Origin of the sequence: Paenarthrobacter aurescens, assembly GCF_025421775.1 — a bacterium.
In the GTDB taxonomy this organism is placed as follows: Bacteria; Actinomycetota; Actinomycetes; order Actinomycetales; family Micrococcaceae; genus Arthrobacter; species Arthrobacter aurescens_B.
Window position 1 is genome coordinate 18441 of sequence record NZ_JAOEFX010000010.1, and the last position, 11869, is coordinate 30309.

The 11869-nt window shown below is 63.4% G+C and carries 9 protein-coding genes; 5 read left to right on the plus strand and 4 right to left on the minus strand.

All coding sequences use genetic code 11. The features are described 5' to 3' along the window. The first annotated feature begins 19 nt into the window (after positions 1–19). Together N7568_RS19150 and N7568_RS19155 are read left to right on the plus strand one after the other, a co-directional pair. Positions 20–1237 carry an ROK family transcriptional regulator gene (locus tag N7568_RS19150; RefSeq protein ID WP_261611369.1) on the plus strand — a complete coding sequence of 406 codons (1218 nt, stop codon included), beginning with the start codon at positions 20–22 and terminating at the stop codon, positions 1235–1237. An 85-nt stretch (positions 1238–1322) separates the two neighbouring features. After that, on the plus strand, positions 1323–2516 hold the full coding sequence (locus N7568_RS19155) for an MFS transporter (RefSeq protein ID WP_261611370.1): 1194 nt from the start codon (positions 1323–1325) through the stop codon (positions 2514–2516). 118 nt (positions 2517–2634) lie between these two features. Here N7568_RS19155 and aceB read toward each other — a convergent pair whose 3' ends face one another. Beyond that, complete coding sequence (aceB, locus tag N7568_RS19160) at positions 2635–4287, minus strand: malate synthase A (RefSeq protein ID WP_261611371.1); 1653 nt, start codon at positions 4285–4287, stop codon at positions 2635–2637. A gap of 241 nt (positions 4288–4528) precedes the next feature. Continuing rightward, complete coding sequence (gene aceA, locus N7568_RS19165) at positions 4529–5860, minus strand: isocitrate lyase (protein ID WP_089593676.1); 1332 nt, start codon at positions 5858–5860, stop codon at positions 4529–4531. A 144-nt stretch (positions 5861–6004) separates the two neighbouring features. Between aceA and N7568_RS19170 the strand changes: the two genes are divergently transcribed. Further along, entirely contained in the window at positions 6005–7519 is a 1515-nt protein-coding gene (locus N7568_RS19170) for an XRE family transcriptional regulator (protein WP_261611372.1), read from the plus strand. A gap of 140 nt (positions 7520–7659) precedes the next feature. Continuing rightward, a complete protein-coding gene (locus tag N7568_RS19175) occupies positions 7660–8964 on the plus strand; it encodes a serpin family protein (RefSeq protein WP_261611373.1) in 1305 nt (434 codons plus the stop codon). On the opposite strand, the gene N7568_RS19180 is transcribed toward N7568_RS19175, so the two are convergent. Then, complete coding sequence (locus tag N7568_RS19180; RefSeq protein ID WP_261611374.1) at positions 8961–9575, minus strand: TetR/AcrR family transcriptional regulator; 615 nt, start codon at positions 9573–9575, stop codon at positions 8961–8963. The genes N7568_RS19175 and N7568_RS19180 overlap by 4 nt on opposite strands. A gap of 302 nt (positions 9576–9877) precedes the next feature. Between N7568_RS19180 and N7568_RS19185 the strand changes: the two genes are divergently transcribed. Beyond that, a complete protein-coding gene (locus tag N7568_RS19185; protein WP_261611375.1) occupies positions 9878–10810 on the plus strand; it encodes a cytochrome b/b6 domain-containing protein in 933 nt (310 codons plus the stop codon). Positions 10811–10876: 66 nt separating this feature from the next. Here the strand turns inward: N7568_RS19185 and N7568_RS19190 are convergent, their stop codons facing one another. After that, on the minus strand, positions 10877–11713 hold the full coding sequence (locus N7568_RS19190; RefSeq protein WP_439898997.1) for a hydroxymethylpyrimidine/phosphomethylpyrimidine kinase: 837 nt from the start codon (positions 11711–11713) through the stop codon (positions 10877–10879). Between the last annotated feature and the right edge of the window lie 156 nt (positions 11714–11869).

An 11869-nucleotide genomic window follows, 5' to 3' on the forward strand; every position in this document is an offset into this window, starting at 1 on the left:
ATCGTGCTTCACTAAAGGCATGACAACCGCCACCACTCACGACGCCGGAAACGCCTCCGTCCTGGAGGCCGGCAATCTCTCGCGTGCTGGTGACCTCTTTCAACTTCTCCGCGACGGACAAGCCCGCACACGGGCCGAACTCGCAGTCACCACCGGGTTGGCCCGTTCCACTGTCGCTTCCCGCATCGACGCCCTGATCACCTCCGGACTCGTCGGTCCCGCAGGTGAGGCGAGCTCCAGCGGTGGCAGACCGCCGTCGCGCTTTGCCTTCAATCCCGCCGCGCGCGTGGTCCTGGCGGTCGACGTCGGCGCCACCCACGTGATCGTTGCCGTCACCGATCTTGGCGGCAGCATCCTGGCGGAGCGGCGTCTGGGGCAGGAAGTCGCCGAAGGCCCGGAAATCGTCCTGGGCCGCGTGATCTCCGCGGGTCGTGAGCTCCTCACCGAGGCAGGCCGCGAACTTGGCGACCTCGCCGGCATGGGCATCGGACTGCCGGGTCCCGTTGAACACGACACCGGACGGCCCGTGAAGCCGCCGATCATGCCGGGCTGGGACGGATTCGACGTCGTCACTTATGTCCAGCGTTCGCTGCCGGTTCCGGTGCTGGTGGATAACGACGTCAACATCATGGCCCTCGGCGAACGGACCGCTTACTGGCCGGACCACCACAACTTCCTTTTCATCAAAGTCGCCACCGGCATTGGCGCGGGCATCATCAGCAGCGGCGAGCTGCAGCGGGGTGCCAACGGCACCGCAGGCGACCTCGGACACGTCCGCGTTCCGCGCGGCGACGACGTCCTCTGCCGGTGTGGCAACCACGGCTGCCTCGAAGCGCTCGCGTCAGGTCCCGCCGTCGCGCGTCAACTGCAGTCGCAAGGGCTGGAAGCTTCTACCGGTGCTGATGTCCTGAGGCTGGTGGGTGAAGGAAATCTTCAAGCGATCCAAGCGCTCCGGCAGGCGGGGCGCGACGTCGGCGATGTGCTGGCAACGGTGGTCAACCTGCTCAATCCGTCCATGATCATCATCGGCGGCAGCGTGGGGGAGGCCGGCGAACACCTTGTGGCCGGCATCCGCGAAGTGGTCTACCGGCGCTCGCTGCCGTTGGCCACCACGCACCTGCGCATCGGCATCTCCATGGCCGGTGATCGCGCGGCCATCCTGGGTGCCAGCCAGATGGTCACCCAGCACGTTCTGTCGCCGGCAGTGATTGAGGCCACGCTCCAAGCGACGGGATAAGCCTTGTGCGGTGCCGTATGACGGGTGGTGGCGTGATAGCAATGAAAGTGATGAAAACGCTTCCTGCCACCCTTCGCTGCACACCATGAGCCAGTTCCTCGCCAAAGTTCCCCGCGGCTGGCTGATCCTCGCGTGCATCGGCCTCATTGCCCTGAACATGCGCGGACCCTTCGTGGCCGTGGCTCCCGTGGTCGACTCCCTGCAACGGGACCTCGGCTTCTCGCCGGTGGAACTCGGGCTGCTGACCGGTATCCCCGTGCTCTGCTTCTCCCTTGCGTCCCCCCTGGCTTCGTTGGCCGGACGACGCCTCGGGGCCGAATTCGCCGTGATGCTCACTTTGCTGGGCGTGCTGGCCGGCGTCGTGATCAGATCCAGTGGCGGCGGCGCGTTCGTCATGGCTGGCACGGTCGTCATTGGTGTGGCCATCACCATCGGCAATATCGCAGTGCCGCTGATCATCCGGCGGGACTTCGCGCCCCGACGGCAGGCAACAGCGATGGGCGTCTACACGGCGGCCCTTAACATCGGCTCGTTCCTCACGTCCGTGGCAACTGCACCGCTGGCTGAGCTGGTGGGGTGGCGGCTGGCGTTGGCCGCGAGCGCTTTGTTGGCCTTGGCTGCCATCCTGTTCTGGGTGCCAACCGTGGGTGCCCGACGGGCCTTCGTGCCTGCCGCTGTGCCCGTGCCTTCTGCAACCGGCGACGCACGGGTTGCAGGCGTGGGTTGGCTGACCGTGGGCCTGACACTCGGCTTCGCGGGGCAAGCCTTCTCCTATTACGGCGTCACCGCCTGGCTGCCCAGTTTCCTGTCCGACGAACTCGCCATGGGCACCGCCGAAGCCGGGGCTGGGTCGTCGCTCTTCCAGATCTTCGCGATCGTGGGCGGCTTGGGCGTGCCGCTCCTGGCCCGCTTCACGAGTACGACGACGGTGGCGGTCACCTTGAGCGCGCTGTGGTTGACGGTTCCCGTGGGCCTGTTGTTGGCGCCTTCGTGGTGGTGGCTGTGGTCTTCGCTGGGCGGGGTTGCCCAAGGTGGTGGCATCACGGTGATCTTCATAGCCATCATCAAGTTCGCGCACTCCCAGGCTGCCGCCGGGAAGATGTCTGCCGTGGTGCAGGGTGTCGGCTACTGCTTCGCTGCCTTGGCTCCGACAGTTGTTGGGTACGTGCACAGTGTGACCGACGGCTGGACTGTCCCGCTGTTCGTGATCCTCGGCTCCGTACTTGCGTTTTGCGTCTCCACCACGTTGTCCGTGCGCTGGGTGGCCCGGCAGCGGTAGGAGCGTGGGGCGTGGGAAAGCCCCGCTGCTGGGCTGCCTCCCCGGCGGTCGGGGTCACTTGTTGCGAAGAGTGCAGGCAGCCCAGCGTCGGGGCTTGGTGTGTCGCCAGCCAGTACGGCTAGGCGGCGACGAGCTCCTCTTCCGTGGCCTCTTCACGGGCCTCGGTGAGGAAGCGGGCGTACGCCGGGATGGTCAGGAAGGTGGGGAATTCCTCTGCCAGGGTGACTTCCTCGAAGATGGCGCGGGCATCAGCGAAGCGGTCTCCGTCGAAGCGTTCCAGACGGGCGAACTCCTCGTCCAGCATGTCCTCCACCCATTCGCGGGTGATGATGTCGCCGTGGTCGGTGATGGCGTGGGAGTGGATCCACTGCCACAGCTGTGACCGGGAGATCTCCGCGGTGGCGGCGTCCTCCATGAGGTTGTGGATGGCTACGGCCCCGTTGCCCCGCAGCCAGGACTCGATGTAACGGATGCCCACTTCGATGTTGAGGCGAACCCCGCCCTCGGTGATGGTTCCCTCGGTGCTGGCGATGTCGATCAGGGCCCGGTCATCCGGGGTGACGTCCTCACGGCTGCGATCCAGCTGGTTGGGACGGTCTCCGAGAACTGAATCGAACACTTCCCGGCACACCGGCACCAGATCCGGGTGGGCTACCCACGAGCCGTCAAAGCCATCGTTGGCCTCGCGGGTTTTGTCAGCACGGACCTTCTCGAAGGAAGCCGTGTTGGCTGCCTCGTCCTTGCGGTTGGGGACAGCGGCAGCCATGCCACCGATCGCCATGGCACCACGACGGTGGCACGCCCGGACCAACTGCTCGGTGTAGGCCCGCATGAACGGCTGGGTCATGGTGACCTGGCCGCGGTCCGGGAGCACAAAGCGCGGCCCACGGGTGCGGAAGTTCTTGATCAGCGAGAAGATGTAGTCCCACCGGCCGGCGTTCAAACCGCTCGCATGGTCGCGGAGTTCGTACAGGATCTCTTCCATCTCGAACGCGGCGGTGATGGTCTCGATCAGCACCGTGGCGCGGATGGTGCCCTGCGGAATACCCAACAGGTCCTGGGCCAGGACGAAGATGTCGTTCCACAGGCGTGCTTCGAGGTGGTTCTCGATCTTGGGCAGGTAGAAGTACGGGCCTTTGCCCTGGGCCAGGAGACGGCGGGCGTTGTGGAAGAAGAACAACCCGAAGTCCACGATGCCACCGGCGATCGGCTTGCCGTCGATCAGCATGTGCTTCTCCGGCAGGTGCCAGCCACGGGGACGGACCACGATGGTGGGCAGTTCTTCGGCAGCTTTGAGCTTGTACTCCTTGCCCTCAGGGGACGTGAAATCGATCCGACGCTCCAAAGCATCGGTCAGGTTCAGCTGGCCCTGGATCACGTTGCGCCACGTCGGCGTGGACGAATCCTCCATGTCAGCCAGCCACACCTTCGCCCCCGAGTTCAGGGCGTTGATGGTCATCTTCTTATCCACCGGACCCGTGATCTCCACACGGCGGTCCTCCAAACCAGGTGCCGGGGGAGCTACCCGCCACGAAGGATCATTCCGGATACCTTCAGTCTGCGGCAGGAACCGCGGATCCTGGCCACCGGAAATCTGGTTGCGGCGGGCATGCCGTGCCTGCATCAGCTCCTGACGACGATCAGCCGTAGCCCGGTGCAACTTGCCAATGAACTCAAGGGCGTCAGGCGTCAAAACCTCGTTCTGCCGGCACATGGGCTGCGCGGTCAAAGTAATGCCATTGATAGTGAAGTTGTCAGTGAAGCTGTTCATTTCAATCTCTCCTATGAGAAGCAAATGTTCGACGGCGGCGGGCCGGGTTGGGTAATCCTCCGCGTGCGATCCGCACGAGGCCGGAGGGCCGGTAATGCGGCAGCCTGCGTAAAGGGGCCCTATATCCGCCCTCGACCGAGTTCTACGAGGTCAAAGGGCGGATATGGGGATAGCAGGCAGAGCGTTGCCGGTCCGTAGGCCGGAGGTGACAACCGGCAGCAGAGCTCGGCCGGCGTTTTGGTTAGTGGAATTGGCCCTCTTCGGTCGACCCGACCAGTGCGAGGGTGGACGCGTTCGGGTTGAGCGCTGTTGCGATGTCGTCGAAGTAGCCGGTGCCGACTTCGCGCTGGTGCTTGGTGGCGGTGTAGCCGCGGGACTCGGAGGCGAATTCCTTCTCCTGGAGTTCGACGTACGCGCTCATGCCTTCACGGGCGTAACCGTGGGCGAGGTCGAACATCGAGTAGTTCAGGGCGTGGAAGCCAGCCAGGGTGATGAACTGGAACGTGAAGCCCATGGCGCCGAGTTCGCGCTGGAACTTGGCGATGGTGGTGTCGTCCAGGTGCTTGCGCCAGTTGAAGGACGGGGAGCAGTTGTAGGAGAGCATCTGGTCCGGGAACTCGGCCTTGACCGATTCGGCGAACTTGCGGGCCAGCTCCAGGTCCGGGGTGCCGGTCTCCATCCAGATGAGGTCGGAGTACGGTGCGTAGGCCTTGGCGCGGGCGATGCAGGGTTCAATTCCGTTACGGACCTTGTAGAAGCCCTCTGCGGTGCGAACCGGCTGCCCACCTTCGCGGAGGATGAATTCCTGGTCGCGCTCATCAACGTCGGAAGTGATCAGGGTTGCTGCTTCGGCGTCGGTGCGGGCAATGACGACCGTCGGGGTATCGGCGACGTCGGCTGCCAAGCGGGCTGCGTTCAGGGTCCGGATGTGCTGCTGGGTGGGGATCAGGACCTTGCCGCCCAGGTGGCCACACTTCTTCTCTGAAGCGAGCTGGTCTTCCCAGTGAACGCCCGAGGCGCCTGCGGTGATCATGGACTTCATGAGCTCGTAGGCGTTCAGCGGGCCACCGAAGCCGGCTTCTGCGTCGGCCACGATCGGGACCAGCCAGTCTTCAACGGTCTTGACGCCCTCGGCATACTCGATCTGGTCTGCGCGGAGCAGGGCGTTGTTGATGCGGCGGACCACCTGGGGGACCGAGTTGGCCGGGTACAGGGACTGGTCCGGGTAGGTCTGGCCCGAGAGGTTGGCGTCTGCGGCCACCTGCCAACCGGAGAGATAAATGGCGCGGAGGCCGGCCTTGACCTGCTGCACGGCCTGGTTGCCGGTCAGGGCGCCCAGTGCGTTGGTGTAGCCGCCGGTCGGAGCTTCCTCGGTGAGCTGCTTCCAGAGTTTCTCCGAACCGCGGCGGGCCAGGGTGTGCTCTTCGGAGACGCGACCGCGGAGGCGGACGACGTCGGTGGCCGAGTAATCACGGGTGACGCCTTCCCACCGCGGGTTGGCGGACCATTCAAGTTCCAGCGCTGCGGCCTGCTGCTCTGCGGACTGCTCTGCGGGTTCAAATGAAGCGGTCATTTTCTGTCTCCTATGTGGTGCCCGGGCCGGCCTCCGCTGCGCCTTTGCTGCATCGGCCGGCTTGCCCGGGATCTGTATTTCTTTTCGTAAGACTTACTTTTCTGCACTTTCAACAGACTTGCTAGAGGAAAACTATGGAAAGAAATGCACTTCTTCGCGTATTCTCAAGAAATGTCTCCTGTGAGCTGGAATCGCGAAGTCGCGTCGCCGTCGTTGTCCCCTGCGTCCCCTGAACTGGACGTCATCAGCCTTGGCCGCCGCGTGCGCCATCTCCGCAAGCAGGCTGGACTGACGCTGGACGACTTGAGTGCCGCCGTCGGGACCGCGCCAAGTCAGCTGAGCCTGATCGAAAACGGCAAGCGCGAGCCCAAGTTGGGGCTGCTGCAGCAGCTGGCTGCGTCACTGAACGTGAGCATCGACCAGCTGCTGGGCGCCGAGCCGCCCAGCCGCAGGGCGGCCTTGGAAATCGAGCTCGAGCGGTACCAGCGCGGACCGCTGTACGAGTCCCTTAACCTGCCGAAAATCCGCATCAGCTCGCGGCTTCCGCTCGATGTGTTGGAGTCGCAGGTGGGGCTGCTTCAGGAGCTCGAACGCAAACTTAATGAGCAGGTCGCGACGCCGGAAGAAGCCCGCCGTGCCAACGGCGAGTTGCGTGCCATGATGCGCGAGCGCGGTAACTATTTCCCCGAGTATGAGGCCGAGGCGCAGAAGGTCCTCAAAGGCGTGGGTTACACCGCGGGGCCGCTCAGCCAGCACGTCATTGCTGACATCGCTGAGAACCTCGGCTTCAGCCTGCATCACGTGGGCGATTTGCCGCACTCCACACGGTCCGTGACGGACTTGAAGAACCGCAGAATTTACCTGACGCAGAACCAACGGCAGGATCACGATCCCCGCTCGGTCCTCCTCCAGGCGCTGGGCCACTACGTCCTGGGCCATGAAACTCCGCGCAACTACGGGGATTTCCTGGCACAGCGCGTCGCCACAAACTACTTCGCTGCGGCGTTGCTGCTTCCGGAACAGGCAACGGTGGACTTCCTCCAGAAAGCCAAGGCGGCCAAGGAAATCGCTGTGGAGGATATCCGTGACGCCTTTGCCGTGTCCTATGAGACGGCCGCGCACCGCTTCACCAATCTGGCCACCAAGCATCTGGGTATCACCACGCACTTCCAGAAGACGCACCAGTCCGGCATCATCTACAAGGCCTATGAGAATGACGGCGTGAACTTCCCCCAGGACCACACCGGTGCCATTGAAGGGCAGCCATCGTGCAAGGCGTGGACGTCCCGGGCGGTGTTTGATGTTCCGGATAAGTTCAGCGCCTACAGCCAGTACACCGACACTCCGTCCGGTACCTACTGGTGCACTGCCCGCACGGAGCGGTCCGCGGCCGGTGAATTCTCACTGAGCATCGGGGTGCCGTACCAACACGTGAAATGGTTCCGTAGACGCGAAACCACGGCCCGGGCCACCTCCAACTGCCCGGATCCCAACTGCTGCAAGCGGCCCCCGGCCTCTTTGGCGAACGAGTGGGCCGGAAACGCCTGGCCCTCCGCCCGGGCGCATTCGCACCTGCTGGCCGCGATGCCTCCCGGCGCCTTCCCCGGTGTGGATGAGACCGAGGTGTACTCCTTCCTGGCGGCCCACTCCGAACGCTGACGTTCTCTCACCTTCCGCGTGCTTAAGCGTGACGCTCCATCACCTTCCGGCAACATTTGGCGATCCCTCTCCCACCTCCCGGGAGTTTTCACGTCAAAAGGGGCACGATGTGAGGACAACACCAAGCAGGGGGATCCGCCATGAACCGAGTCCGCAAAGCGACGACGCTACTCGCGGCAGCAGCATTGGCCACCAGCTCCGCGACCATCAGTGCCTGCGCTCCCCAACCAGCCGACGTCGGGCTCCTAACCGCCGACGGCGTGACTCGCGTTTCGGTCCAAACAGCGGACTATCCGGCGCAACGTGAAGCCTTCAACGTCTCCGCGCGGAAGCTCAGCGCCGCGCTGTTGGCTGACGGCGGCGACGCGACGAACGGCAACGTAGTGTCATCTCCGGCAAGTTTGCTGATCGCCCTGAGCATGCTTCGGGCGGGAGCCAGCGGGCCAACGGCGGCGGAGATGGACGCGGTCCTCGGCCTGCCCGCCGAAGGCCGCGACGAAGCCATGAACGCGCTGCTCGCGTCCCTTGAAAAGTTCGACGGCGACCCCAGCTCCGTTGACGAGGACAACCCGCCGCGCACACCGGTGATGCACGCTGCCAACGGGCTGTTCGTCGATAAAGGCGTGCCCACGGGCGAGGGCTATCTGGCCACGCTCGCCAAACATTTCGGCACGGGGGTGTACCCGGTATCGTTCCAGGATGAGGCCGTGACCAAACCGGCAATTGACCAGTGGGTCAGCAAGAACACCGGCGGGCGGATCAAGAAAGCGCCCGCACAATACGATCCCGACAACACATTCAGCTTGCTCAACACGCTGTATTTCGCAGCGGCCTGGCAAGAGCCCTTCGACGCGAGCGACACCCGGGACGCGCCGTTCACCAAGGCTGGCGGTGAAGTGATCAACGTGCCAACCATGCACACAGGCACCAGCATGGCCTACGCAGAAGCTCCCGGATGGAAGGCCGTGGACCTGCCTTACGCCGAGGGCTTCGTGATGCGGCTGATACTGCCCGACGGCGGTGCGTCGGGTTCGGCTGGTTCGGCTGCGGTTTCTGCGGAGGTGCTTGGTCAGGTGGCGGCCAAGTTGAGCATGGCCCCTGTGGATATGGTCTACCTTCAGCTACCCAAGTGGGACCACAAGACAACGTTCGAGCTGCGGAAGGTCTTCGAAACACTCGGACTCAACCAGATGCTGGCCACGGACAAGGACTTCAATGCCATCCAGCCGGACATGAAACTGACACAGGCTGCGCAGGCCGCCAACATTACGGTGGCAGAGAAGGGCACCATCGCGTCGGCCGTCACCCAACTTAACGCCGTGGGCTCAGCCGCAGCGCCTGAACCCCAACGTGAGCTGATCCTTGACCGCCCGTTCCACTACGAGATCGTGCACGTGGAGACCGGCATGCCGCTGTTCACAGGGTGGGTGGCGGATCCGCGTTAGCTGACCAGCCGTTGCACCAGCACCGCCGCGGCTTCAACAACCTCGTCGGCATCGCGCTTGGAGGCGCTCAAAGCCACCTCCTGCCCGGACACCGTGATGATGTCCGTGATCACCGCGACGGTGAGGCGGCCCAAGGTGTCGTTGCTGGCGCCCAGGAGCACGGTGTTCTGCCGGACCCATTCACGGCCGCGTTCGCGTCGCAGGACTTCGAAACCCGGGGGAGTGTCTCCCTCGATGAAAACCCGCTCCAGGTCCCGGTGTTTCCACGTGTAGTCGAAGTAGCTGCGGCTGCCTACGTTGAACAGGGCCAGGGGATTGTTCTCACCGGCCTTCCGGGCTTTAGCCACAGCAGCAGCCACGAGTCTTTCGTGTTCGTTTTGGTAGTCGTCCCACAGCGCAAGGAAGAGCTCTGTCTTCCCGCCGAAGTGGTGATAAAGGCTGCCTACGCTGGATCCAGCACGAGCCACGATGTCCGAGATGCTCGTATCGGTGAAGCCATGCTCGACGAATACATCGCTGGCCGCGTCCAGCAGATTGCGTTGGGTGGCTGCTGTGCGAGTCCATTGCCAGGAGCCTGTGCTGGTGGCCGCTTCGGATGTTTTGCGAACCACGCTTGGGCTCCTCTCGCAGGCAGGCCGCGGATCGGAGTGTCGGACGGCCATTTTTTGGAATCCTACCCTCCAAAGAATCCACATAGCCAGTAAGAAGCCTTGACTGGCCCATGAAAAACAAGAAATAATTCTGGAAGTCTGTTCTAGAAATACACATTGCGGCGTATATCCGAATGCTGCGATTTTTGACGTCGGACGCCCCGAAACCCGGGTGCCGTTTTCGCCGTCGGGCTGCAACTGGTTGAATCGCTATATAGCGCCAACTGGTCGCAGCCAAACAAGCCAGAGAGGAACGCGGCCTGATGTCCGTTTCAAGCAAGTCGTCCGGGATCACGTCGAACAGGTGGTTCAAACCCGTCGTCGTCACCGCAGGAGCTTTGGTGGTGGCACTGATCCTGGTGCTCGTTGCGCAATGGCTCCGGACCCTCCAGCCCGTCCAGCAGTTCCTGGTGGACTACCCCGGGCACTCGGCCGTTCCAGAAGGTGCCCCCACGGGCTTCCCCGCATGGCTTGGCTGGCAGCACTTCCTCAACATGTTCTTCATTGTCCTGATCATCCGTTCGGGCTGGCAGGTGCGGACCACCACCCGCCCGGCAGCCAACTGGACCCGGAACAACAAGGGCTTCATCAAGACCAAGAACCCACCCACCAAGATCAGCCTGGACCTCTGGTTCCACCTGACGCTGGACGCGCTCTGGGTCCTGAACGGCATCATCTTCATCGTGCTGCTCTTCGCCACGGGACAATGGCTGAGGATCGTGCCCACCAACTGGGATGTCTTCCCCAACGCAATTTCGGCCGGACTGCAGTACGCGTCACTGAACTGGCCGGTGGAGAACGGCTGGAACAACTACAACAGCCTGCAGCTCCTGACCTACTTCGTCACGGTCTTCATCGCCGCCCCGCTGGCCATCATCACGGGCCTTCGCATGTCCGGCGCATGGCCAAAGAAAGCCGCGATCAACAAGTTCTACCCCATTGAACTTGCCCGCAAGATCCACTTCCCGGTGATGATCTACTTCGTCGCGTTCGTGATCGTCCACGTGACCCTGGTGCTGGCCACTGGTGCGCTGAGGAACCTCAACCACATGTACGCATCCAACGACGACAACAACAGCTGGTGGGGCTTTGGGGTCTTCGCAGCTTCCATCGTCTTCACAGCGGCCGCCTGGTTCCTTGCCCGTCCGCTGTTCCTGCGCCCGATCGCCTCACTGATGGGCAAAGTCTCGCGCTAACCCGCACGCAAAAAACAGCCGCCTCGGAAGTGTTTCCGTGGCGGCTGTTTTTGCGTGACGCAGAGGCTAGGACAGGGCGCCGCCCTGCCACAGGGCATCAAAGGGAGCGCCGGAGGACACGCGGTTCTTGATGCCAGCGGTCACGAATGCCTTCGCTGTCCGCGCTGCTTCAAGGGGCGTCGCTCCCTTGGCGAGCTCGGCAGTGACGGCAGCGGCCAGCGAGCACCCGGCACCGGATACAGCCACTTCGCCAACCTTTGGAGCGCGCAGGACTTCCAGGGTCTCGCCGTCGTAGTAAACGTCGACGGCGTCCGGGCCTTCCAGCCGCACCCCGCCCTTGGCGAGGACTGCTGCGCCGCTGATCTCGTGGATGCGGATGGCAGCGGCCTTGAGTGACTCTTCGTCGGTAATGCTGAGCCCGGAAAGGGACTCCGCTTCGAAGTGGTTCGGTGTGACAAACGTTGCGAGCGGCAGGATCTGCGCCTTCAGCGCCTGGTCCGTGTCCAAAGCGTGGCCGGGTTCTTGTCCCTTGCAGATCAGGACAGGGTCCAGCACCACATTGGTGAACGAAGCATCAGTGAGTGCCTTCTCCACGGTGCTGATGGTGGCCGGGCTTCCGAGCATCCCGATCTTCACGGTGTCCAACACCGAAGGTGCGCCGGAAGCGGCACCATAGGCCGCCGTCGTGGCTTCCAATTGGTCCGCGATGACCTGCTGATCAACCGGCACAAACCGGTGGTTCCAGTTGTCCTGGGGGTTGAAGGAGACAATGCAGGTGAGGTTCGCGATGCCGAACACTCCGAGTTCCTGGAAGGTCTTGAGATCCGCCTGCGCGCCGGCGCCACCGGTCGCTTCGGAGCCGGCAATGGTCAGGGCGATGGCAGGGGCAACAGCTGAAGTCATGGTGTCCATTTTGCCAGTTGCCCGGCCGTACGCCGATTGGCGCGTCCATCCAGTACCGCTCGTCGCGCAGAATGTACCGTTCGGCGCTGAGAAGTTCCCTTTTCTGGCGAAAAAATCCCGCAGGTTGTGACGCGCCGCATAATTGCCTTCAACAAC

Bases quoted from the DNA above. Each gene is read 5' to 3' on its own strand.
- N7568_RS19155 (WP_261611370.1), top strand. From the start codon at position 1,323: ATGAGCCAGTTCCTCGCCAAAGTTCCCCGCGGCTGGCTGATCCTCGCG.
- aceB (WP_261611371.1), bottom strand. From the start codon at position 4,287: ATGAACAGCTTCACTGACAACTTCACTATCAATGGCATTACTTTGACC.
- N7568_RS19175 (WP_261611373.1), top strand. From the start codon at position 7,660: ATGAACCGAGTCCGCAAAGCGACGACGCTACTCGCGGCAGCAGCATTG.
- aceA (WP_089593676.1), bottom strand. From the start codon at position 5,860: ATGACCGCTTCATTTGAACCCGCAGAGCAGTCCGCAGAGCAGCAGGCC.
- N7568_RS19170 (WP_261611372.1), top strand. From the start codon at position 6,005: ATGCACTTCTTCGCGTATTCTCAAGAAATGTCTCCTGTGAGCTGGAAT.
- N7568_RS19190 (WP_439898997.1), bottom strand. From the start codon at position 11,713: ATGACTTCAGCTGTTGCCCCTGCCATCGCCCTGACCATTGCCGGCTCC.
- N7568_RS19150 (WP_261611369.1), top strand. From the start codon at position 20: ATGACAACCGCCACCACTCACGACGCCGGAAACGCCTCCGTCCTGGAG.
- N7568_RS19185 (WP_261611375.1), top strand. From the start codon at position 9,878: ATGTCCGTTTCAAGCAAGTCGTCCGGGATCACGTCGAACAGGTGGTTC.